At 52.9% G+C, this 21,684-nt stretch carries 21 protein-coding genes and 5 tRNA genes; 12 read left to right on the top strand and 14 right to left on the bottom strand.

Annotated features, from left to right (window positions below; genetic code table 11):
- The first annotated feature begins 58 nt into the window (after positions 1 to 58).
- Positions 59 to 1,441: an MFS transporter gene (locus RJP21_RS21125; RefSeq protein WP_310861054.1), complete on the top strand. Its 1,383-nt coding sequence runs from the start codon at positions 59 to 61 to the stop codon at positions 1,439 to 1,441.
- Positions 1,442 to 1,779: 338 nt separating this feature from the next.
- On the opposite strand, the gene RJP21_RS21120 is transcribed toward RJP21_RS21125, so the two are convergent.
- Positions 1,780 to 2,124, bottom strand: a complete 345-nt coding sequence (locus tag RJP21_RS21120; RefSeq protein ID WP_310861053.1) for a helix-turn-helix domain-containing protein — start codon at positions 2,122 to 2,124, stop codon at positions 1,780 to 1,782.
- A gap of 254 nt (positions 2,125 to 2,378) precedes the next feature.
- Here RJP21_RS21120 and RJP21_RS21115 point away from each other — a divergent pair, with 254 nt between their 5' ends.
- The 5 genes from RJP21_RS21115 (at position 2,379) to RJP21_RS21095 (ending at position 7,299) form a co-directional block, all read left to right on the top strand.
- Complete coding sequence (locus RJP21_RS21115; protein WP_310861052.1) at positions 2,379 to 2,996, top strand: nitrogen regulation protein NR(II); 618 nt, start codon at positions 2,379 to 2,381, stop codon at positions 2,994 to 2,996.
- Between the two features lie 161 nt (positions 2,997 to 3,157).
- Complete coding sequence (locus tag RJP21_RS21110; protein ID WP_310861051.1) at positions 3,158 to 3,589, top strand: MarR family winged helix-turn-helix transcriptional regulator; 432 nt, start codon at positions 3,158 to 3,160, stop codon at positions 3,587 to 3,589.
- Positions 3,590 to 3,602: 13 nt separating this feature from the next.
- On the top strand, positions 3,603 to 4,832 hold the full coding sequence (locus RJP21_RS21105; protein ID WP_310861050.1) for an MFS transporter: 1,230 nt from the start codon (positions 3,603 to 3,605) through the stop codon (positions 4,830 to 4,832).
- Between the two features lie 312 nt (positions 4,833 to 5,144).
- The gene (locus tag RJP21_RS21100; RefSeq protein ID WP_310861049.1) at positions 5,145 to 6,167 is read left to right on the top strand and encodes a DUF2804 domain-containing protein; all 1,023 of its coding nucleotides are present in this window, start codon (positions 5,145 to 5,147) and stop codon (positions 6,165 to 6,167) included.
- A 475-nt stretch (positions 6,168 to 6,642) separates the two neighbouring features.
- Positions 6,643 to 7,299 (top strand): urease accessory UreF family protein, encoded by a 657-nt coding sequence (locus RJP21_RS21095; protein WP_310861048.1) that lies wholly within the window; start codon positions 6,643 to 6,645, stop codon positions 7,297 to 7,299.
- 343 nt (positions 7,300 to 7,642) lie between these two features.
- On the opposite strand, the gene RJP21_RS21090 is transcribed toward RJP21_RS21095, so the two are convergent.
- From RJP21_RS21090 to RJP21_RS21080, 3 genes are all read right to left on the bottom strand, one after another.
- Positions 7,643 to 7,728, bottom strand: a tRNA-Leu gene (locus RJP21_RS21090).
- 20 nt (positions 7,729 to 7,748) lie between these two features.
- Positions 7,749 to 7,824, bottom strand: a tRNA-Lys gene (locus RJP21_RS21085).
- 137 nt (positions 7,825 to 7,961) lie between these two features.
- Positions 7,962 to 8,033: transfer RNA gene (locus tag RJP21_RS21080), tRNA-Glu, on the bottom strand.
- Between the two features lie 216 nt (positions 8,034 to 8,249).
- Here RJP21_RS21080 and tlp point away from each other — a divergent pair.
- Positions 8,250 to 8,465 carry a small acid-soluble spore protein Tlp gene (tlp, locus tag RJP21_RS21075; protein WP_160042764.1) on the top strand — a complete coding sequence of 72 codons (216 nt, stop codon included), beginning with the start codon at positions 8,250 to 8,252 and terminating at the stop codon, positions 8,463 to 8,465.
- A gap of 237 nt (positions 8,466 to 8,702) precedes the next feature.
- On the opposite strand, the gene RJP21_RS21070 is transcribed toward tlp, so the two are convergent.
- From RJP21_RS21070 to RJP21_RS21060, 3 genes are all read right to left on the bottom strand, one after another.
- A tRNA-Ser gene (locus RJP21_RS21070) sits at positions 8,703 to 8,791 on the bottom strand.
- A gap of 7 nt (positions 8,792 to 8,798) precedes the next feature.
- A tRNA-Asn gene (locus RJP21_RS21065) sits at positions 8,799 to 8,874 on the bottom strand.
- A gap of 32 nt (positions 8,875 to 8,906) precedes the next feature.
- Complete coding sequence (locus RJP21_RS21060; protein ID WP_310861151.1) at positions 8,907 to 9,386, bottom strand: SprT family protein; 480 nt, start codon at positions 9,384 to 9,386, stop codon at positions 8,907 to 8,909.
- 177 nt (positions 9,387 to 9,563) lie between these two features.
- Between RJP21_RS21060 and RJP21_RS21055 the strand changes: the two genes are divergently transcribed.
- Both RJP21_RS21055 and cmpA read left to right on the top strand, forming a co-directional pair.
- The gene (locus RJP21_RS21055; RefSeq protein ID WP_310861047.1) at positions 9,564 to 9,914 is read left to right on the top strand and encodes a hydrolase/acyltransferase; all 351 of its coding nucleotides are present in this window, start codon (positions 9,564 to 9,566) and stop codon (positions 9,912 to 9,914) included.
- A gap of 225 nt (positions 9,915 to 10,139) precedes the next feature.
- A complete protein-coding gene (cmpA, locus tag RJP21_RS21050; RefSeq protein ID WP_160042766.1) occupies positions 10,140 to 10,268 on the top strand; it encodes a cortex morphogenetic protein CmpA in 129 nt (42 codons plus the stop codon).
- A gap of 138 nt (positions 10,269 to 10,406) precedes the next feature.
- Here cmpA and RJP21_RS21045 read toward each other — a convergent pair whose 3' ends face one another.
- Complete coding sequence (locus tag RJP21_RS21045; protein WP_160042767.1) at positions 10,407 to 10,874, bottom strand: DinB family protein; 468 nt, start codon at positions 10,872 to 10,874, stop codon at positions 10,407 to 10,409.
- A gap of 189 nt (positions 10,875 to 11,063) precedes the next feature.
- On the opposite strand from RJP21_RS21045, the gene RJP21_RS21040 reads away from it, so the two are divergent.
- A complete protein-coding gene (locus tag RJP21_RS21040; protein ID WP_310861046.1) occupies positions 11,064 to 11,648 on the top strand; it encodes a CGNR zinc finger domain-containing protein in 585 nt (194 codons plus the stop codon).
- An 83-nt stretch (positions 11,649 to 11,731) separates the two neighbouring features.
- Here the strand turns inward: RJP21_RS21040 and RJP21_RS21035 are convergent, their stop codons facing one another.
- From RJP21_RS21035 to RJP21_RS21015, 5 genes are all read right to left on the bottom strand, one after another.
- Positions 11,732 to 13,942, bottom strand: coding sequence for a Tex family protein (locus tag RJP21_RS21035; RefSeq protein WP_310861045.1), 2,211 nt, complete (start codon positions 13,940 to 13,942; stop codon positions 11,732 to 11,734).
- A gap of 480 nt (positions 13,943 to 14,422) precedes the next feature.
- Entirely contained in the window at positions 14,423 to 14,773 is a 351-nt protein-coding gene (locus RJP21_RS21030) for a type II toxin-antitoxin system PemK/MazF family toxin (RefSeq protein ID WP_160042771.1), read from the bottom strand.
- A gap of 3 nt (positions 14,774 to 14,776) precedes the next feature.
- Positions 14,777 to 15,058: a CopG family ribbon-helix-helix protein gene (locus RJP21_RS21025; protein WP_127606059.1), complete on the bottom strand. Its 282-nt coding sequence runs from the start codon at positions 15,056 to 15,058 to the stop codon at positions 14,777 to 14,779.
- Between the two features lie 213 nt (positions 15,059 to 15,271).
- Positions 15,272 to 16,477: an alanine racemase gene (alr, locus tag RJP21_RS21020; RefSeq protein ID WP_310861044.1), complete on the bottom strand. Its 1,206-nt coding sequence runs from the start codon at positions 16,475 to 16,477 to the stop codon at positions 15,272 to 15,274.
- Positions 16,478 to 16,669: 192 nt separating this feature from the next.
- Positions 16,670 to 17,776, bottom strand: a complete 1,107-nt coding sequence (locus RJP21_RS21015; RefSeq protein WP_160042773.1) for an outer membrane lipoprotein-sorting protein — start codon at positions 17,774 to 17,776, stop codon at positions 16,670 to 16,672.
- 248 nt (positions 17,777 to 18,024) lie between these two features.
- On the opposite strand from RJP21_RS21015, the gene RJP21_RS21010 reads away from it, so the two are divergent.
- Entirely contained in the window at positions 18,025 to 18,840 is an 816-nt protein-coding gene (locus RJP21_RS21010) for a DeoR/GlpR family DNA-binding transcription regulator (protein ID WP_310861043.1), read from the top strand.
- Positions 18,827 to 20,125, top strand: coding sequence for a UDP-N-acetylglucosamine 1-carboxyvinyltransferase (gene murA / locus RJP21_RS21005; RefSeq protein WP_310861042.1), 1,299 nt, complete (start codon positions 18,827 to 18,829; stop codon positions 20,123 to 20,125). Before RJP21_RS21010 ends, murA begins: the two co-directional genes overlap by 14 nt.
- Positions 20,126 to 20,336: 211 nt before the next feature.
- Here murA and RJP21_RS21000 read toward each other — a convergent pair whose 3' ends face one another.
- Positions 20,337 to 21,656: an MFS transporter gene (locus RJP21_RS21000; protein ID WP_310861041.1), complete on the bottom strand. Its 1,320-nt coding sequence runs from the start codon at positions 21,654 to 21,656 to the stop codon at positions 20,337 to 20,339.
- Positions 21,657 to 21,684: the final 28 nt, after the last annotated feature.

Here is a 21,684-nt window from a genome sequence, read left to right as displayed (position 1 = left end):
TATACACTTTCCCGGTAACGGCGATGATGCCGATTTTGCCTTACTGGAGGGATCGCCTTTGGAAAAAGCAATGCAAATCAAGACCGGCAGCCGCAGGAGGCTGGCGAAAGCGCTGCTGATCGCCGGATTGTCGCTCGGATACTTTATGGTGCTGCTGGACACGACGGTAGTCAACGTCGCGCCGCCTGCGATCCGCGCCGACCTCGGCGGAGGGATTTCCGGCCTTCAATGGGTCGTCAATGCGTATACGATCGTGTTTGCCGGTTTTCTGCTCTCGATGGGCGGACTCGCCGACAAGCTGGGAGCTCGCCGGGTCTATGTCGGGGGCCTGATCTTGTTTTTGGCCGCTTCGGCCTTGTCTGCGGCCGCCTCTTCGCTTGGCATGCTGATCGCCTTGCGCGCGGTCCTGGGCGTGGGAGGAGCGGCTCTGACGCCGGCTTCGCTAACGCTGATTGCCCATGCGTTTCCCGAACCGTCCGCACGTGCCCGGGCGCTTGGCGTCTGGGCTGCGGTTACCGGGATCGCCATGGCTGCCGGCCCCGTCGTCGGCGGCCTGCTGGCGGATTCGTTCGGGTGGCGGAGCATCTTCCTTCTGAACGTGCCGCTCGCCGTCATCGGCCTGGCCATCGTCCTGCCTCTTGGCGCCGAAACGGCCCGCAAGCGGCGGCGCTTGGATTGGACGGGGCAGTGGACGGCGGTGACGGCCATCGCCGCGCTTTCCTTCGCGCTGATGGAAGGACCTGTTTACGGGTGGGCTTCGCCGGTCGTAATGGCCGCTTTCGTTCTGGCGCTCCTCGGCGCCGTTCTGTTTGTGCGGGCGGAAACGAAAGGCGCGGACCCGCTGCTTCCGTTTGGTCTGTTTCGTGACGCCACCGTGTCGGCGGGAATGTTCGCCGGCATGGCGGTCAACATCGGACTGTCGGGCGTTTTATTCGTTATGCCGCTCTTTTTTCAGCAAACGCTCGGACTAACGGCGCATGCAGCAGGTTTGGTTCTCCTGCCGATGACGGTCCCGCTGGCTTTCAACCCGATTGTCACCGGACGCGTCGTCAGCCGGATCGGCGCCAGAATCCCAATGACGTCGGGGTTCCTCCTAGCAGCCATCGGAACATTCATGCAGCTGCGGATCGTTTACGGCTCCGGATACGCCGTCCCTTTGATCGGCCTGTTCCTGATCGGCCTGGGCGTTTCCTTTACGATCCCAGCGCTCATGACCGCGGTTATAGGCGCCGCCCCCCAGGAACAAACCGGGGCCGTATCCGGCGCATTAAACTCAAGCCGGCAGCTGGGCGCCACCCTTGGCGTCGCCCTGATCGGCTCGATCATCGGCGGCAGCCCGTCGCCTGCTGCAGGGATGCGCCTTGCCCTTTCCGTGACGGCGGTTATTCTATTCGCCGGGAGCCTGCTTTCGTTAACCTTTATCGGGCGCAAAACGCGGTAACCCGCCATGGACGGAAGCGAAAAAACATTTCATTCCAATACTAAAAGAGGCTTTGCTCTACAAGCATAGCCTCTTTTAATGCAAGCGCCCGCGACGTCATCCCATGATGCCCCTACCGCGTCGGCCTACTACCGCCCGGCGGACACAGCTGCGATCGCCTGAATATCCTCCATAAGCTCAACTCCGCGGAAAGGAGACAGGGCTTGCCTCCCCCCGCCTCTTGCCCGAATCATTTTGGACTCGAGCCATCCGCGCTTCTTCCGCTATTTTTGAAAAATGGCTAAAGCCCTCGCGCAGGATGATGCATACCGTTGCCTCGGCCTTTGCACGTTCAAAGGTCACTCGCCGTCCGACTGCATTTTTCTGTACCGCGTAAAGTCGATATATTCTTTTATGAATGCTTTTTCCTTCTCGGACAACGGAGGACCGTCATCATCCCATTCGTATGTACCCGTGTTTTCTTTTAAATGAAAAGGCTCCTGCTCTTTGCCCAAAATCAACCAATCCAGGCTTACCTCAAAAAAGGAGGCGATTTCCACGAGCTTATGGGTGCTGGGCGTCGACTTACCCCTTTTCCAGTCCCCCAGATTCCCCGTGCTGATGCCGAGCTTTTCGCAAAACGATTTTTTCGTCATCCCCCGCATTTTGATTAACGATTCGATTCGATCGTAAATGGATTGCATATAAGACCGCCTTCCAAAATTTCTTCTGACGACGCATTTAAGTAATTTTTGTCTTGCAATATGACGTAAAAAAGTATATACTTTTCTTTATGCTGAAGTAATTATAACATACTGATAATTGGTGTCATAAGTTTATTCCCGTTTTCGTGCAAATCTCACGCACCTTTGTTCACCCCTCCGTCAGACTGAAACGAGAAAGCCTTACTTACCTGCGATACGAGCACTTCCAATTCAAAAAGAGGGAGCGACCTTCGTTGCATAAAACAAGCTTCACTTTTCCCGAAATTATCGATTCGTTAAAGCAGGCCGTCGCGATCGTTGATGCCAAGGGCTGCATCGTCTCCGTCAACCGGGTTTGGCTCCAAAATTCGATCGAAGCGGGCATCCCCGAATCGTTCGAGTGGTTGGGCGTCAGTTTCATGCAGATTTACGCCGCGCTTTCCGAAGCCGACGGGCAGCTTCCGATTGATCTGGATTCCGTGCTAAACGGAACGCAGCCGTATTTTCGCGATGAGATCCAGTCCTCTGCTCACCGCCCGGTAAAATGGTATTTGCTTGAGGCCTCGACCATTTTTCATGATGACCGCACCACCGTCAAAGGAATGACCATCTGCTTCACGGACATTACGAAAAGCAAAATGATCGAACATGACCTCATGGAAGCCCTGACCCAAATTCGAACGCTTCGCGGCCTTCTCCCGATCTGTGCAGTATGCAAAAGAATCCGCGACGAGCACGATATTTGGAATTCCGTCGAGAGCTTTCTCCAAAAACATACGCATGCGGAGTTCACCCATGACATTTGCCCGGACTGCATCCGGCGCCTGTACCCGAAATATTCCTCCGTGTTGGACGGATCATCCTACTCCTAACCGTCATCCAGCTGCATCTTTGTATCGTATACATAACCTTCGTCCGCGGCATTGCATATTATTCCATTTTCAGGAAGACATCATTGACGAATTCTTTTTACATGAATATAATTGTTATAACAATTAATTTAAAGGGGTGTATCTCTCTGAAAAGGTCCAAATTGACCCACCAATCGATCGGTTTCCGTTTCGGCAACATGTCGCGTAAAATGTCCTCGCTTTTTGCAAGCAGACTGAAGCCTTACGGCATTACGCCCGAGCAGTGGACGGTTCTGTACCAGGTATATCTTCAGGAAGGGATCAACCAAAAAGAGCTGGCGCTCCGATCCGGCAAGGATCAGCCCTCCATCACCCGGATCCTCGACGTTCTGGACAAGAAAGGGTTCATCCAGCGCAAACCCGACCCGGGCGACCGCAGAGCCTATTTGATCTACGCCACCCCGGACGTGAAGCAGCTCATAAACGAAACAGAACCGCTCGAGCTCAGCTTGAACGACGAGTTGATCGCCGGCATTTCGGACGAACAGCTGCAGATGCTCGACCAAATCATGAAACAGATCAATGCCAATATTGACCGAATATTCGTAGAGTAGGAGCTAACACATCATGAAAGACATCAAAGACAAATTATGGACGCGGGAGTTCATCATGCTGACGGTTTGCAATCTGCTGCTGTTTTTGAACCTGCAGATGATATTGTCGCCGCTATCGGGATACGTCAAGGAACATTTTCACGCAAGCGCGCTGACGGTCAGCTTATTTACGACCATGTTCGCTTTATCCGCCATCGTCTCCCGCCTTTTTTCGGCCAAGGCGCTGGAAAAAGGAAAACGCAACGCCATTCTTTTTCTCGGGCTCGTCCTTGCCCTTCTAGCCACTTTGGGCTATTTGTGGAGCAGCTCGTTGGCTTTGCTGCTTGCGATGCGGATCGTGTTCGGCGTCGGCTTCGGCATGGGAAGCACCACCCTTCCGACGATGGCATCCGGCATCGTTCCGGTCCGCCGTTTGGGCGAAGGCATGGGCTATTTCGGCTTGTCCACCAGCATCGCCTTATCGCTGGGTCCGGTTATCGGAAGCACGATACTCGACAAGCAGGGGTTTCCCGCCCTGGTCTACACGACGCTGATCGTCATCGCCCTCATTTTCCCGCTCGTCTATCCGCTGGCGAAAAAGGTAAAGCAGCCCGGCCCCGCCGCCGTACCGAAGGAGTTTTCGGCCGTGCCGCAAAACAAAGGATTTCCGAAGGCGCTGTTGCTGCCAAGCCTTTTGAACCTGCTCATGTCCGTGACTTATGGGGGGCTGCTCAGCTTCATGAACCTGTTCGGCAAAGAGGTCCATTTGGCCAACGCTTCGCTGTTCTTTTTGTTTAATGCGGTAGCCGTTATTTTAATCCGGCCGATTTCCGGTAAAATTTATGATAAAAAAGGACATAAAGCACTGCTCATTCCGGCGGCGGCATGTTTGATCGTCGGGCTGTGGCTGTTGTCCTTTTCGACGTCGACCTGGTTTCTCGCGTTGGCCGCACTCTGCTACGGGCTTGGGTTCGGGACGCTGCAGCCGACGCTGCAATCCTGGATGCTTCAGCTGGTTCCGCCGCAGCGTCAGGGGATGGCGAACAGCATGTATTTCAATTCGCTTGATTTGGGCGTCGCGGTCGGCGCCCTGATTTTGGGACAGATCGCCGCTTTTAGCACGTACGGCACCATGTACCGCTATTCTTCGCTGTTCCTTGGCGTTTTCATCGCGGTTTACGTATTGTATCTGCTGACCCGGCCGAAAGAAGGAGAACAGGCGTCGCCGAAGTTATCCCCGGACAATACCTCGATCAACGGTTAAACCCTCAAGCCTTTCCGCATGCAGCGGAAGGGCTTTTTGCTATATTGAGCGTCATTGGCTATGGCGAGATCCCCTTTTTAATCCCGGACAAAACGCTTCTCAAAGCGATAAATGAAATTAAGGGTGATTCTCCGCCCGGCTTTCCCATATAATGGTCTTAAGATTTATTGCAGCCGCGCCATCCATTTTGAAAACGCTTACTCAAGGCAAATAACCGCGGCTTTCGTCCTCCGACCTTGAACCGCTTTTGCCGGCAATGGCCTGAATCGCTTTTACCTCATCCCGACGACTCGCACATAAGGAGATGAAACGATGCGCAACCACCGGATCACCACTTTCTCGGATTTGCTGTACCCGAACGGAACCTTGATGCAAAAAGGGTATTCGACCAAGGCGGTCATGCGCTACAACCGCAAACAGATCAAAGCCCCGCCGTGGCGCATCAAGGAGTGGGATTTTTACCAGGTGCTGAACGACGACTTCTGCCTGCAGCTGACCATCGGCCATACTTCTTACGCGGGCGAACTTTCCGTGATGCTGATCGATTTGAATGAGAAAAAGACATACGCCGTCAGGGAAATGCTGGCGCTGCCGTTCAATCGGCTGAGGATGCCGGCTTCCGCAGAGCATGGCGATTTGGCCGTGCGCCGCAAAAATATCGAGATGAGCTTTGAAGTATACAAAGGCGGCCGGCGGCTGCGCTGCCGCACCCGGAGTCCCCGTGCGGGGCAGCCTGTGGACATCGACCTCGAGCTTTGCCAGCCCGATTTGGAATCGCTGGTCATCGCGACGCCGTTTGACGAAAATCCGCGTTATTTTTACTACAACCACAAAATCAACTGCATGCCCGCCGGCGGCACGGTCAGCATGGGCGGCCGGACCATCGTGTTTGAGCCGGAAACGGCCTTTGGGCTTCTCGACTGGGGACGCGGCGCGTGGCCGTTCAGCCACGAGTGGGTCTGGGGCAACGGCAGCGCCTGGATCGGCGGCAAACGGTTCGGCTTCAACATCGGCTTCGGGTTCGGCAATACGGAGGACGCCACCGAAAACATGCTGTTTTACGACGGAAACGCCCATAAACTAAACGAGGTGTACGTGGATCTGGCGGCAGGAGGTTATATGTCCCCGAAAACCATCGCCAGCGACGACGGGCGGTTTGAAATGGATTTTGAGCCGTTGTACGACCGTTATACGGAAACGAAAATGCTGTTTGTGGACAATCGCTGCCATCAGATCTTCGGACGGTTAAACGGTAAAGCCGTCCTGGACGACGGTACCGTCATCGAAGTGAAAGACATGCTGGCTTTCGTCGAGCATGCGGTCAATCATTGGTAACCCGCACCGTGTACAAAAACCTTCCGGATTGCCGGAAGGTTTTTTGATGCGGCTTGTTCATGGATGCGTCATGGAAGCTTAAACAGCATCCCAGTAAATTTTCCGCCCTGTCTGAACCAATAACCTTAACCTTTTTGGATCATGAAGCTCACCGGAAATCCTTTCTAACGATGCCTTCTGTCTAAGACACCCACCTTGCACGTAATACACAAGGGAAGCTAAACCGAAGGAGCAAATAAACCCGCTACCTTCGCTTTTTATGCAATAATATGTTATGTTAACTAACACAAATCATTTGATCCACAACAAAAGTTCAGAATTCCATTGACAAAAGGGGATTTTTATGTGATATTATTTTACAAATTTCTATTATATCGAGGGCAAATCCGAAATTAGTGTTACATTATATAACATTTATATATCTTTGCGTTTTACTTCACTTTGCTTAACCTATTTTTCACTGGGGGTGACTGTTTTGAATGACAAAAGCACCAAATTACTTGATTACGTGCAAATGCTGGATCATGACTTGTCGGTTGGAAGCTTCAGCTGCCTACCGGACTTAAAAAATCGCATCTCGGACGGACGCATCCAGACGCAAGCCGAACTTGAAGGATTTTTCCTGCATCCTATGACGGACCGTTTGGTACGACAGGACGGCGCCGCGATCCAAGCCATTTACGAGGCTGCCGAGCTACTGGATATCCCTTCGATCGCCCGGATCGACCGGCTGCTGCTCGGCCAAACTTTAAAGGCGCAAGAACTCGAAGCCGCAAGCAAACGGGGCAAAAAGCTGGTAAAACTGGCGCAGGCCCTATATCCTTTTCTAAACCTCGCCGTACTGGAGGAAATGGTCCATAACAACATAACCCCCGCCTGTCTGGCTACCGTTCACGCTTACATCAATTATCAATTGGGCACAAGCTGCGACCAAGCCGTGTACGGTTACATGCAGTCCGCGGTATACACATGCGTTTACGGTACCGCCCGCCCCCTGAACATTCCTCGTCCGGAAGCCAAGATGCTGGCCGGCAAATGGACAGCCGAAATGGAAAAAGCTTGGCTGCTCGAAAAAGACGCTCTGACGAAAGAACGTTTTGAATCCAAGGCAAGCAGCCCTCATATCGCCTAAACGATAGGCATGGACTTCTTCGCCCCCCGCTTTCGTCGAGCCTTGTTTTCAAGCCTGCAGCCTAATGCTTCGAGCAGTATATCTCCCCTTAATCCATGCCGCAAATACCGCAAAAAGCAAACGATCCGCCGACGAATTGCCATAATCCGTAACTTGCTTAGCCGGAATGCAATTAAATGATCAAAATTCCATTTTATCGTAAAAAAGCACACCTCTTGTTGCCAGGGAAAGAAGCTCCTAAAGGGAAATGGGCCCCTCCTGAAACAGCGCGGGTGCGCTTTTTTTATTTCATTATTAACACAAAAAAATCCTTGGCTTCGCAAGGATTGTCGTTGTTATATTATGGTGCGGTAGAGAGGACTCGAACCTCCACGGGCGTACGCCCACTACCCCCTCAAGATAGCGTGTCTGCCATTCCACCACTACCGCACGTTTGAGAAATGAAAAACTGGTGAGCCATGAAGGACTCGAACCTTCGACACCCTGATTAAAAGTCAGGTGCTCTACCAACTGAGCTAATGGCTCTCGCTGACTCACTAAGATGTGCGCCAAAATTTCTAGAAGTCCACGCTTCCCTTCGTTCGAGACTGCGATGCAATCCTATCGAAGTTAATGCTCCGACCCTTTTGGGTTCTCATCCCAATCGAAGCAATATTGCAAGATGACCCGTAGGGGATTCGAACCCCTGTTACCTCCGTGAAAGGGAGGTGTCTTAACCCCTTGACCAACGGGCCATATCATCAAGCGTGACAACAAAAATTATCTTAACAGAAATTTTGGGACATGACAAGTGTTTTTTTTGAATTTTTTTAATTGTTTTTGGACGGCCATTTTCCCCCGTTATGAATGAATAAGTTCGACTTAATCATGGCATCTTAGGATTGATATGTCATCACCGGGATGATCTCGTCCTGGACCTAAAAAATACACATCAAAAGGAGATTAAAACCATGGCTAAACCTGATGACCGCTCCGATAACGCAGAGAAACTCCAAAACGCCATCGACAATACGCGCGAGAACATTCAAAAGACAAACGACTACCTGGATGAGCATGCCGATGAAATCTCCGGGAAGGAACTTCACAATCTGCAGCATAAAAACACGAAACGCGAAAGAGCCATCGAAGGCTTTGAAGCCGAATATCAGGATGAAAAGAACCAATAAGTTTGACGAAGGGTTCTCACCCCTTTACAGCAAAGGCTCCCAGCGCAATAGCGCCGGGAGCCTTTATTCGATGTATGTTCAACGGAGAGAGAGGGATACCCTCCCTTCGGTCGGGACTGCGACGCTGTTCCTACCGATGTCTACGCTCCGACGCCCCCTCTTCGAGGGTTCTCATCCCTTTACAGCAAAGGCTCCCAGCGCAATAGCGCCGGGAGCCTTTATTCGATGTATGTTCAACGGAGAGAGAGGGATTCGAACCCTCGCACCGCTTACGCAGTCTAACCCCTTAGCAGAGGGTCCCCTTATAGCCACTTGGGTATCTCTCCAAGATACTGGCTCCCCGAACAGGACTCGAACCTGTGACAACTCGATTAACAGTCGAGTGCTCTACCGACTGAGCTATCGGGGAACGTTTTCAATATGGTGACAAGTAATAATTTATCACGATTTTTGGGGCGAGTCAAGCGTTGCCTGCCGCAGCCTGCCCCTGCATTTGCCGCATCGAAAACGTCTCGTATCGACCTTCCGCTTGCGCATATATTTCATCCCGCACTCCTGGCATAGGAGCACGTAACGGTACGGCTGCGTTTTTCTACTCCCGCGGCTCTGAAGCGCGCTGCAGAACCGGCTTCCCCCGACATGCCGGAGCAGCGTTTTAAAATCGGGGTCGCGATGCTTGTACCCTTTTCCGGCCAGATGCAGGTGGTAGTGGCAGAGCTCATGCTTGATGATTTTCTCCACCTCTTCCCTGCCGTTTTCCGCCAGCTGATGCGGGTTGATCTCGATGTCATGGGTATGCGTAAAATAACGTCCCCCCGTAGAGGACAGCCTTGCGTTAAATGACGCCCGATGCCTGAACGGTACGCCGAAGCTTTCCAGCGACACGCGCTCCACCCAAGCCTGAAGTTCTTCATTGCTCATCATCGCCATGTCCTTACCGAATGCTCCCTTTCCATCTATTTGCACGGACATGTCATTTTTCCGCACAGGAATCTACTTGAATTTTAACTTCTCCCTAAGCTACACTGTCAAGTAAGGATTGTTTTGACCGATCTGCAAGCCTATGCAAGCAGCAAGTACGGAGGGAGAAACTTCATTATGCCAAACATGCGATACGTTATTCTACAGCTTGGAGACAAGCTACAATACGTGGAGATGCCTGCCGATTATGCCTATCAGCTCAGCGCCCTGAATTTGAGGCTTCATAAGGAAGTCAGCAAGCTCACCGCGCAAGGAACGCCGGACCTGCCGCTGGCCGTGGCCGAATGTGATCATCTCGAGCTTCTGCAGGAGACTTCTTCGATCGTGAGCGGCCTCGATTATATCAACGAATTGGAGAAGTCCTTTGCTTCCCTCGACGAAACGAATTATCCGCTCATTTCGCTGCTCACGGAAATCCGTGCCCTGCAGGCGCAGCTGGAGCAGTGGTACGAAGAAGAAGCCGTCTGATCCCATTCTCATCGTTTAAGCGGCCCGCAGGCGTGCCTTGAGGATCTGACGGATAGAGATGTTCAAGAATGGACCTAACCGAAGCCGAAGCCGGAGCCGGAGCCGGCTTCGCCCGTTTTTGGCTGCCGGCTTCCCCGCCAATTTAACGATGTAGACCTGCACGCTTTGGGCGTCTCCCCCATATGCTATCCATACAGACGGTTTTAGCAAGAGGAGGAGATACCCTTGCCGCAATGGCTCTGCAATCAACTGACACGCGCCTTCCGCAAAAAGGACAGACGCCAAATCAAGCTGCTGAACGACTGCTGGTTCTTTTACCGGAATTCAGCCAGCGAGGGCTCGGATCACTCATAGGCTTTGACATCCATAACGAAAGCAAAAAATGCCAAGCCGGACGGGAACGTCCGGCATATTTTTTATGTCGTATCCATATATATGGCGATATCGTTTCGCTGTAGAGAAAATGAGCCGCGAAAACCGGACCTCTGCCGCTTATTCAAAGCTTCTTGTCGCCGGCCAGGAGCCCTGCAGTTTGCTCAATAATATGATTTGCCCGGTATGGTAGGCATCATGTGTAATCAGGCTCATAAAACGCTGGGGATTCGCTTCGAGTTCCTCCTCCGGCAGCCGCTCCAGCTCGCTTTGCAGCGCCGTGTGCACATCCACAAGCCTTGACTTGACCTGCTCCCACTCCTCGCTGCCGGCTTTCGGAATCCGGAACGTTTCATCGTTGGTTAAGTTGAATACTTCCGAAGTCCCCCTTAACCGGGCGAGCAAGCGCTCCTTATAATACAACAGGTGCTGTACGTTTTCCCAAATGCTGTTGGCCGCCCCTTCCGCGGGTTTCCACACCGCCTGCTCGATTGATACATTCTGAAGGGCAGACTGCAGCGGCGGATACCAATCTTCTTTTTCCATGCAAGAATCCCAATATTCCAGCAGCAGATTCCGGATGCTCATTCCATCGCCTCCATTCGTTTGTAACCACCATATTCAACTATGATGGTTACAACGACGATAACATACATATTCTTCCTGCACAAGCGCAAGTTTGTTTTAAACGATTTTTCTCCTGGCGGTTCGCAGCCGGAGATGGCAAAAGCAATCCGCGATTGCTACAATGCTCATATAGAAAGGATGATTCTCGCGATGCTTTGGGATGATTTAGTGAACAGCCATTGGCATGATTGGCGGGGCAGCGGACGCGAGGAGGACCGTCTGGAGCAGGAGAAATGGCTTCGCCGTTTTATGCAGGAAGACGGCATTACGGCCGCCAACCTTCCGGATAAAAAAGAATTGGGCGAGCTAAAAAAGCTCCGGGCGTTTTTGCTGGAGCTGATTCGTCAGATCGTTGCCGGTGAAGGGTTGACCGACCTTCAGATCGCCATGCTAAACGGCTGGATGGAAAAAGAGCCGGTGTACCGCAAGGTGACCCGTTCCGCCGATCAAACGGTAAGCCTTGCGTATATTCCGGCCAACGCCAATTGGACGCAGAGTATGGCCGAAATTGCAGCCTCCTTTGCGTCCGTGCTGGAAAAAGGCGAAACGTCCAGAATACGCATTTGCGGCAATCCGGACTGCCTTTGGGTTTATTACGACGATACGCGCAACCGCTCCAAGCGGTATTGCGACGATAAAATGTGCGGCAATCTGATGAAGGTTCGGCGTTTTCGAGCCAAAAAGAAGCTCTCCGCCCTAACTTCGGCCGACGCGGACCAAACCGCTAAAGAATGACGAAACATTTTAAAAAGAACATGCTTAAATAAGCCCCGATCATCCGATTTTTTTGACAGGGGCTTATTTGTTTTTCCGGTCTATTACTGCTGGTCTTTCGGCTTGCGCATCGTCAGCCCGACGCGGCCCTTTTTCAAATCTACGTTCAGCACCCACACCGTTACATTGTCCCCGACGGAGACGACGTCCATCGGATGTTTGACGTAACCTTCGCTAAGCTGCGAGATATGGACAAGCCCGTCGCTTTTGATGCCGATGTCCACGAATGCCCCGAAGTCGATGACGTTGCGCACCGTACCCTGAAGCTCCATGCCCGGAGCCAAATCCTCAATCTTCAGCACGTCCGTACGGAAGATCGGAAGCGGAAGCTCCTCGCGCGGGTCGCGGCCCGGACGCTGCAAGCTTTCCAGAATGTCGCGCAGCGTCGGCACGCCGACGTCAAGCGCTTCGGCGAGCTGCCCTACATGCTGCTGCGCCAGCAAATCGGACAGCTCCTGCGTGCCAAGCTTGTCCATGCCGATGCCCAGCTCCTTGAACAGACGGTCGACCACCGGATACGATTCCGGGTGGATCGGCGTCCGGTCGAGCGGGTTCTCCCCATCGGAAATCCGGAGGAAGCCGACGCACTGCTCGTACGTTTTGGCTCCAAGGCGAGGCACGTTTTGCAGCTGCTTGCGGCTGACGAATTTGCCGTTCGAATCGCGGTATTTCACGATGTTTTTCGCCAAGGTCGCGTTGACGCCGGCCACGTAAGACAATAGCGAAGGCGAAGCCGTATTGACGTCCACGCCCACATGGTTTACGGCCGATTCCACGACAGCCTTGAGGCTTTCATCCAAGTGTTTTTGCGATACGTCATGCTGGTATTGCCCCACGCCGATGGCTTTCGGCTCGATTTTGACCAGCTCCGCAAGCGGATCCTGCACCCGGCGGGCGATGGAAACCGCGCTGCGTTCCGCCACGTCCAGACCCGGGAATTCCTCCTGCGCCAGCTTGGACGCCGAATACACGCTCGCTCCTGCTTCATTGACGATCAGGTACGCCAGGTTCGAATCATGCAGCTCCCCGATCACCTCGGCCACGAACTGCTCCGTTTCGCGCGAAGCGGTGCCGTTGCCGATGACGATCAGCTCGATCGCATATTTGTTGATCAGCTCGCGGAATTTGTCCGCGGCTTCTTTTTTCTTATTGTTCGGGGGCGTCGGATAGGTGACCGCCACTTCAAGCAGCTTGCCCGTCTCGTCGACCACGGCCAGCTTGCATCCGGTCCGGTACGCCGGGTCCACGCCAAGCACGCATCTTCCTTTGACCGGCGGCTGCAGCAGCAGGCTGCGCAGATTGCCGGAGAAGATCGAGATCGCCTGGTTTTCTCCTTTTTCCGTCAGCTCGGCACGGATTTCCCGCTCGATCGAAGGCGCGATCAGGCGCTTGTAGGCATCTTCAATAACCGCCGTCAGAATCGGCTGCACGACGGACGGCCCCTTGACCGTCTGGCGGGCCATAAAGTTGTGAATCGGCTCCGCCGATACCTCGAGCCCTACCTTCAGCACGTTTTCGCGTTCGCCCCGGTTGATCGCCAAAATCCGGTGAGGCGGCATCTTTTTCGCAAGCTCACGGTAATTGTAGTAATTTTCGTACACCGATTCCTGCTCCGCGTCTTTGGCTTCGGAAGTCAGCATGGCGTGATCCATCGTATAACGGCGCACCCAAGAGCGGATCGTCGCGTCATCGGCCAAGTTTTCCGCCAAAATGTCCATCGCGCCGGCAATGGCTTCATCCGCGTTTTCCACGCCCTTTTCCGCATCGACGTATTTGGAAGCTTCCTGCTGCACATCCCCCTGCTTCGGCTGCCCCATGATCCACTCCGCCAGCGGTTCAAGGCCTTTTTCCTTCGCGACGCTGGCCCGGGTTTTCCGCTTTTGCCGGTATGGACGGTACAAATCCTCCACTTCCTGCAGCTTGACCGCCTTTTCGATGGCCGTCTTCAGCTCGCCCGTCAGTTTGCCCTGCTCATCGATGATCCGGATAACCTCGCGTTTCCGTTCCTCCAAATTGCGCAAGTAATGGACACGCTCTTCGATGTCGCGCAGCTGGTTTTCGTCCAGTTCCCCGGTCATTTCCTTCCGGTATCTCGCAATAAAAGGAATGGTGTTCCCTTCGTCCAAAAGCTCGACCGTCGTGCGGATCTGCTTCAGCGAAAGCTGCAATTCCTTTGCGGTCTGCGAAATGATGCGTTCCTGTTCTTTCGCTTTCTGTTCTTCCGTATTCATGTCGACTACTGCCTTTTCCGTCATTGATAAATCCCTCTTTCCCGTTCGATTCGCCTGGTTCGGCGATATTTCAAAGTCCGTAGATTCGTTCGTTTATTGGCGCTTTTTATGCATTTAAGTTCGTCATGTAAAATTTCGTTCTCCGTCCGCGGTTTCCGAGCGGGTTCCGGAGCTTCAAGTTCAACGTTTGCGTAAAATGATCGTAAAATCCTCGTAAATAAAATTTAGATATTTTTCTAAAAAGTAAAGCAAGGTTCTTGTATATTATCACAAACTTTTGCCTACATTTCCAGCGGACATCTTTGGAAGAGGCAAACAAGGATGGGAGAAGCTTCTTCGCGGGGCGATGTTTCCCCTGATTTCCTGCCGTTTCCGAAGGATGCTCCGCCGAGGCTTGTATTTTACAATCTCTTTACAAGTTTCATCAAGGCGTCGGCAAGTAGAAAAGTCGGCCAACGAAAAAAGGCGAGCCTTTGGGGCGCGCCTTTTCACTGCACTGTTTGGTTAAAAGTCGATCAAGCTTAAGCTGATCTGCAAAGATTCATCCACCTTTTTCATCGTTTCTTCGTCCAGATGGGTGATTTTGTCCGTCAGCCTTTGCTTGTCAATGGTTCGGATTTGCTCCAGCAATATGACAGAGTCCCTGTCAAAGCCATGCGAAGCCGCGTCGATTTCCACGTGCGTCGGCAGCTTGGCTTTTTGAATCTGGGCCGTGATCGCCGCTACGATGACCGTAGGACTGAAGCGGTTGCCGATATCGTTTTGGATGACCAGCACCGGTCTCACTCCGCCTTGTTCAGAACCGACAACGGGTGACAGATCCGCAAAAAAAACGTCGCCGCGTTTTACGATCAATGTTTACACCCCGCTCACTAAGCGACCTAAAGTGCTGTCTGCATCTTCCTCCGCATGAAACGCCTCAGAGGCCATCGTCAAATTGATTTTGGCCATTTCCATGTAACCGCGCTGCATGGATTCACGGATATAACGTTTTTTCCGTTCCAGCAAGTACAGCTTCATGGCCTGCCGAATCAATTCGCTGCGGTTGGAATTTTCCATCGCAACGATGCCATCCACTTCCTGCAAAAGATGATCCGGCAAGCTGATCATAATTCGTTTGGTATTCTGCATATTAGCCACCTTTTCTTCCACCCCCACAACCTTCACACCCTTGTGCACCAGTATTACTTTATTCAAGGAATTTTATACAAAGGAATATATATGCCGAAGGTATATCAGGTATGCTGCATTCCATTATAAACTACAGCCGCCGTTCCCGTACAGACAATCTCGGCATAAATCCTTATTCGAGCCGCAGGCAAGTTATTCCTTCTTATCGTGTGCAAAAGGGTTTTATCCAGTTTTTTCCTCGGAATCAGGGAGCAAGGAATTGACCAAACGGACGGGATGACCGCTGCGAACATACAAACGCGGCACCCGGCCCGCGATCATGCAGACGACCTCGTAGTTGATCGTGCCGAGCCAGGAGGCCAACTCATCCGCCGTGATGCTCGAACCGGATTGGCTTCCGATCAGTACCACCTCTTCGCCGGCTTGAATCCCTTCCGCATCTTTGCCGAAAGATCGCAGCGAAACCATGCACTGGTCCATGCAGATCGTACCGACGACGGGCACGCGGCGCCCGCGGATCAGCACTTCCGCCTTGCCGCTCAGCATGCGGGAGTAGCCGTCGGCATAACCGATCGGAAGCGTAGCGATCATTTCCTCTGCTTCCGTCACGTATCTGGCGCCGTAGCTGACGCCCCAATGCGGCGGCAGCTTTTTGACGAACGCGGCTTTCGTCTTCAGCGTCAACACGGGCTTCAAAGCGATCCGCTGCCGGTTGACTTCGTCCGAAGGGTACAGGCCGTACATGCTGATGCCGATCCGGACCATGTTAAATGACAGCTCCGGCATATCGATGGCCGTCGCGCTGTTTCCGGTATGAAGAATCGGGAGGCGGATGCCCTTTTGCTCCAGCGCGGCTACGACGCTTGCAAAGCGGCGGTATTGCTCGTGCGTGTAGCTTTTGTTCTCTTCGTCGGCTCTGGAAAAATGGGTGAACAACCCTTCGACCTCGGCCTGCGGCATCTCCAAGGCTTTCTCGACGAAGGACACCGCCGCGTCGCCGGGAAGCAGGCCCAGCCGACCCATGCCGCTGTCGATTTTGATGTGGACCTTCAAAGGCTGCTTCAAGCTTTCTTCGGGCAGGTTCCGGATGGCTTCCAGCACCTCGGGGCTGAACGCCGTTACCGTAATCCGGTGCTCCCAGGCGGCCCGGATCCCTTCCGGCGGCGTATACCCCAGCACAAGCACGGGCGCTTGTATGCCGGCCCGGCGAAGCTGAATCGCCTCATCCAAAAAAGCCACGCTCAAATAGTCCGCGCCGGCCCGCTCCAGCTCTCTCGCCGTTTCGACGGCGCCATGCCCGTACGCATCCGCTTTGACGCATGCAAGCAGACGCATCCCTTCGGGAAGCGCCCGGCGGAATGCTTGGTAGTTATCCCGCAAATGATCCAAATTGATTTCCGCTTGTGTCGCTCTATATTGAACTTGCATTGTTTGCAGTCACCTTCTCTTACGTATTGCACCTAGCTCGCTTATTAAGCGTAATGTCCGAGAAGGCCCCTGTCAATGAACCACGGCAGGGCGGATTCAGGCGTCTTTACCGTACCACGGCAGCCAAAGGCAAAGGCGGAGCCCCCGGCGGCAGAAAGATGCTCTGCGGCGCGGGACCCCGCCCGTAAAGGATTATTTGCCCGTTTGCTCCTGGAGCGACGCGGCGATTAACTTCATTTCGTCAAGCGGAAGGTTGCTGCTCGTGATCCGGAATTCGATGCCTTCGTCATTCATCCAGGTCAGCGTTTTTTGCTCGTCCTTGGTATAAAGGCCTGCCGTGAAGCCGAGATCGACGACTTCTCCCGATGCCACGGAGGACACGGCCATGTCCGAGGAACGCGATTCTATGATGGTGTATTGATAGGTTCCGTCATAACGGATCAGAACCGAATGGTTCGGGTTATCTTCCATTTTGTTGATATCCTTCCGCTCAACGCCTTCCGGCATGTATACCGGCTCGATCGTTCCGAAGTCTCCTAGTTCTTTCGGAGCCGCCGCGGAATTGTTTTCGTTTTCGGCTGCCTGCGGATCGTCCGCCGAGATCGGGTTGCCGTTCTCGTCGACCTCCGTCACCATGCCCAGCGTCGGGTCGTCGACGGCGGCCATGTTCCGCTTCATGTCGAAAGAATCCTTTTCGAATTTGGCGTCGAACTTGAACTCGCTGAACTTCACTTCGACCATGACATGCGCCTCGGCATCGGATACCCTCACCTGCTTCGGAGCATAATTGTCTTTACTGAGCCAAATTTTTTGGCGTACGAGCGACTGGCTGTGATAATTGGCGGCAACGTCAAATACGTAGCTGTCTTTATCCTCGGCGAACTGGCGCGTTTTGTCGTTCAAAATGCCCTGCACCAGCGTCTGGTACAGGTAAACCTGCCCTTGGTTTTCCGGCCAGTCGCTCTTGAAGCGGAAGCTTTTGTTAAGGCTTGGCGTCAGGACGAACACGCCGTCGTCATTGCGGAGGACGATCTGCGTCACGTCCTTTTGGGCATTGGTCAAGCTGATGCGGTAATAGGAAGGATTTTGGTACCAGACCTCAATATTGTACTCTTGCGGCTTTTCACCCGTATAGAGCGTCATCTTCCCCGTTCCTTTATAAGATCCCTCCTTGCTTTGCAATGTGGCGGCCACATCATTTAGTCCTTTAACTACGGTATCGGCGTCCTTTTTGCCGCACCCGGCAAATACGACGGTAACGCACACGATCATGGCGAGTACCCATGACATCCGGCGCATGACATCATCCCCTTTGGCACATGTTTTACTTGATTGATACATGTCTATGAGGGACTTGTTCACATTATGCAGACTAGCCTGACAAGCACAGAAAAGGGCCACAGTTGCGGAAGGCCATCCCCTTGATAGGGTAACCAGCATAAAAAAAACGAATGAAAATGAAACAACATGAATAATTTGATTGACAATAATGAAGAATCAGGAATAGGATAAAAGCGTACCATTATATCCAATCATGGGGGATCGTTATGTTAGCTGAGGAACGTCGGCAGCGGATACTGGAGCTGCTCGCGAAAGACGGCAGGGTGATCGCAAAAGACCTGGCCGTCATGTTTGAACTTTCGATCGATTCGATTCGGCGGGACCTGACCATGATGGAGGAACAGGGATTGCTGCAGAAAACATACGGGGGCGCCATTCCGCTGACTCCGCCTCCGAAGGTGCGCACGTTAGCCCAGCCCCGGTCCATTCGATACGGAAATGCGGCGTCGCATCAAGACGCCATTTCGAAATATGCGGCATCGCTGATTCAAAAGCATGACACCGTCTTTATCGGCGGGGCCGGCATTCAGTATGGAATGCTCAAATTTCTTCCGGATGACATTCCATTTACGATCGTCACCAATTCGCTGACGATTGCAGAATCGATTCGCAACCTCCACCATATTGAGGCTTATCTCGTTGGAGGCAAGCTGCGGGCGAACGGCGACAGCATGATCGATACGATTGCGTTCGAAATGATCAAAAAGTTTAACTTCGATATCGGCTTCGTTACCGGAGGCGGAATAGCCCTTAACGGTATCAGCACGGCTACGCCGGAGGGAGCCGCTTTGACCAGAGCGGTCGCCGAGGTTTCGCGGCGCACGGTATGTCTTGCCCCGCACGAGAAGATGGGCGTCCAGATGTTCGCCACCTCCATCCCCCTGCATCACATCGATTTGCTGATTACCGATCAAGGCGCTTCGGATAAAACGATACGTGAAATCGAAAGCCTGAACGTCAAAATTATGATCGCGGATGAAATGAATCCGGACGAAGGAGAAGCTGAACATGGAAGCGATTAAGGTCGAACAATCCTCGCCATTACAAGGTAGCGTGAACATTCCCGGCTCGAAAAACAGCTCTCTCGCCCTGCTTGCGGCAGCATGCTTGGCCGATGAGCCGGTTACGCTGCTTGGCATTCCGAACATTGCCGATCTAAGGGTCATCTATGAACTGGGATCTGAAATCGGTCTGAACGTTGAACACGCAGCAGACGGAGCTGTGCTGATCGACCCGAGAAACATCAGCAGCGCCCATATGGATCCGGTGAAATCATCCACGTTCAGATCGGCTTATTATTTTGTTGGTGCCCTCTTGGCCAAATTCGGCAAAGTATCCATCGGTTATCCGGGCGGGGACGACTTCGTCAGCCGGCCGATGGACCAGCATATTAAAGCCTTGAAGATGATGGGAGCTTCATTCGCTTTTTTCGACCGTTATTATACGGTGGAAGCCAAGGAATTAAAGGGTGCAACCATTTATTTTGATATGATCACCTGCGGCGCGACAATTAACGTCATGCTTGCCGCCGTTCGCGCCAAAGGGACCACCGTTTTGCTCAATGCCGCACGTGATCCGGAAGTAACGGATACCGCGAACTTTTTGAATCAGATGGGCGCCAGAATAACAGGAGCCGGTACCGACACCATTCGAATCGAAGGCGTGTCCGCATTAAAAGGGTGTACGTACACCGTCATCCCGGACCGGTTGATTGCAGGCGCATTTTTAATGGCGGCAGGCGTTACCGGCGGCTCGGTGACAGTACAAAACGTCATCCCGGAGCACCTAACTTCATGCATTGCCAAGCTGCGTGAAATCGGCATAGAGATTGAAGTAGACAACCATTCCATCATGGCACATTCTACAGGGATTTTGCGGGCGACAAGGGTCCGAACCGCGATGTATCCGGGGTTTGCCACCGATCTGCAGCAGCCGTTAACTGCGCTGTTAACGCAAGCAGGCGGTAAAAGCATTATCGGCGAGCGCATCTATCCGGCAAGATTCAACCATGCATACCAGCTTAACCGGATGGGGGCCGATATCAAAGTTCGTTCGGGCGTGGCGTACATTAAAGGCGGTACGAAACTGCACGGCAGCTTGGTGCATGCGTCGGACGTCAGGGCGGGCATCTGCCTTATTCTTGCCGGCCTCTGCGCCGAAGGGACGACGACCATAGCCGGCGTGCAGCATATTGATCGCGGCTATGAAGATGTTGTCGGTTCCTTTCGCGCACTGGGTGCCAATATTAGTCTCTACAACTCTGAAGCGCCGGCAGCCATGGGTACTGCTCTTAGGGAAAGCAACTAAAACCCTGGAGGAAGAATTGCCATTTCGTAATCACATGCCCGCAGGCAGCCGGTTTTATATGTACGGCCCCGTTAAGATTCATCCTCCGGGGCCGTACGTACATAAGAAGTCTATGCTCCCCTCCCTGTCTGGGCCATACCCTAGTATTTTCTTCGCAACCTTCTTCATCTAAAACTAGAAGCCCAGTTATTATGAAGCAAAATACGAGGAATCATAAAGTTGTGGTCGCATGCGCGGCATTCGATTTTTCAGGAGAAGCGAACCACGATTGGTCCGTCTCATGAGCCGTCGGAAGACGCCGCGTGACCGGATCCAGCATCCAATAAACGCCGACGCCAAATACCGCGAGCCCGGAAACGGCAATGACGGACGAGCCTGCCACCGCTGTACCGGCGATACCGCCAAACAGACTGCCAAGGGGCATCGCAATTCCGCTTAAACTGGAAGCCGCCGCAAACACGGTGCCCATGCTCTTTTCCGGCACGCCTTTTTGGATGACGGTGTTGATGATGACATTCGTTACGCCTCCGGGAAACCAGGCTAAGCCGTAAACCAGGATGATAAGCCACGTCCATGTGCTGAATATGCTCAGACACCAGGCGGTTCCGGACAAGCAAAAGGCTGCGGCAAAAACAACGCCAAGGCGAACACGCTCCAGCCTCATGTAAGGCGCAAGGAACGCGCCAAGCAAACTTCCGCAAGCCCCCGCCATGAGCAGCATTCCATAAATTCCGGCCCCGCCGAGGCTGTTGGCAAAAGCGGGCATGACCGTAAAGGTAGCCCCGCCCGCCGCATTGATGACGATCATCCCGAGCTGGATGCGCGAGAGCGGCGTAGCGAAGATGAACCTAAGCCCATCTTTCATATCCGATACGTATTTCTTCATAGGATTGTACCGGGATTTTAATTCAGAAGTTTTATTTTTAGACGTCGTTTTCCCGTTGTTAGATGAATCGTTTGATGTTTTCTTGATTTTCAGCTGCATAAACAGCAGCGCTCCGACAAAGAACCCTAGCGAGTTCCAGAAGTAAATCGCAACCGCTCCGAGCAATAGAATCAGCGCCCCCGATGCCGCATTGCACGCGACGTCAATCCCCTGATAAGCGATTGAAAACAAAGAGTTGCCCTGCGTCAGCTGCTTTTTGTCGAGTATTTTCGGAAGTGCGGACATTTGGGCGGGGTAGAACCACATGTTTATTGTCGACAAGATCGGGGTAATGGCCAGCACCAGTCCCACGGTCAAAAAATCAAAGTAGTAGGCAACGGGCACCACAAGCAGTAAAAGCGCCTGAAACAGCTGGGTGTATACCAGCAGGCCCCGGAGCGGGACCCGGTCGATCATGGGACCTGAAAACAGTTGAATGATCCGGGGAAGGATCGACAGAAAACCTGCAAGCCCCGTATATAAAGTTGATCCCCCCAGACTATAGACCAACCACATGGCCGCAACGCCATATAAACTATCGCCGATATTCGTCAGAATACGGCCGATAAAAAGCAGCGTGAAATTGCGATTTTTAAAGATTTCCATGCGAACACCACCATTCCATAATAATGAG

This window comes from Paenibacillus sp. VCA1 (genome assembly GCF_031583795.1).
Classification (GTDB): Bacteria; Bacillota; Bacilli; order Paenibacillales; family Paenibacillaceae; genus Paenibacillus_AQ; species Paenibacillus_AQ albilobatus.
The sequence above is the reverse complement of the archived record's forward strand: the minus strand, read 5'-3'. Positions and strand labels throughout refer to the sequence as shown.

What these genes read in the sequence shown, in the direction of transcription:
- RJP21_RS21040 (WP_310861046.1), top strand. Translation starts at nt 11,064, where the DNA reads ATGCTTTGGGATGATTTAGTGAACAGCCATTGGCATGATTGGCGGGGC.
- RJP21_RS21045 (WP_160042767.1), bottom strand. Translation starts at nt 10,874, where the DNA reads ATGAGCATCCGGAATCTGCTGCTGGAATATTGGGATTCTTGCATGGAA.
- alr (WP_310861044.1), bottom strand. Translation starts at nt 16,477, where the DNA reads ATGCAAGTTCAATATAGAGCGACACAAGCGGAAATCAATTTGGATCAT.
- RJP21_RS21055 (WP_310861047.1), top strand. Translation starts at nt 9,564, where the DNA reads ATGCCAAACATGCGATACGTTATTCTACAGCTTGGAGACAAGCTACAA.
- RJP21_RS21000 (WP_310861041.1), bottom strand. Translation starts at nt 21,656, where the DNA reads ATGGAAATCTTTAAAAATCGCAATTTCACGCTGCTTTTTATCGGCCGT.
- tlp (WP_160042764.1), top strand. Translation starts at nt 8,250, where the DNA reads ATGGCTAAACCTGATGACCGCTCCGATAACGCAGAGAAACTCCAAAAC.
- RJP21_RS21060 (WP_310861151.1), bottom strand. Translation starts at nt 9,386, where the DNA reads ATGAGCAATGAAGAACTTCAGGCTTGGGTGGAGCGCGTGTCGCTGGAA.
- RJP21_RS21105 (WP_310861050.1), top strand. Translation starts at nt 3,603, where the DNA reads ATGAAAGACATCAAAGACAAATTATGGACGCGGGAGTTCATCATGCTG.
- murA (WP_310861042.1), top strand. Translation starts at nt 18,827, where the DNA reads ATGGAAGCGATTAAGGTCGAACAATCCTCGCCATTACAAGGTAGCGTG.
- RJP21_RS21010 (WP_310861043.1), top strand. Translation starts at nt 18,025, where the DNA reads ATGTTAGCTGAGGAACGTCGGCAGCGGATACTGGAGCTGCTCGCGAAA.
- RJP21_RS21100 (WP_310861049.1), top strand. Translation starts at nt 5,145, where the DNA reads ATGCGCAACCACCGGATCACCACTTTCTCGGATTTGCTGTACCCGAAC.
- RJP21_RS21035 (WP_310861045.1), bottom strand. Translation starts at nt 13,942, where the DNA reads ATGACGGAAAAGGCAGTAGTCGACATGAATACGGAAGAACAGAAAGCG.
- RJP21_RS21015 (WP_160042773.1), bottom strand. Translation starts at nt 17,776, where the DNA reads ATGCGCCGGATGTCATGGGTACTCGCCATGATCGTGTGCGTTACCGTC.
- RJP21_RS21120 (WP_310861053.1), bottom strand. Translation starts at nt 2,124, where the DNA reads ATGCAATCCATTTACGATCGAATCGAATCGTTAATCAAAATGCGGGGG.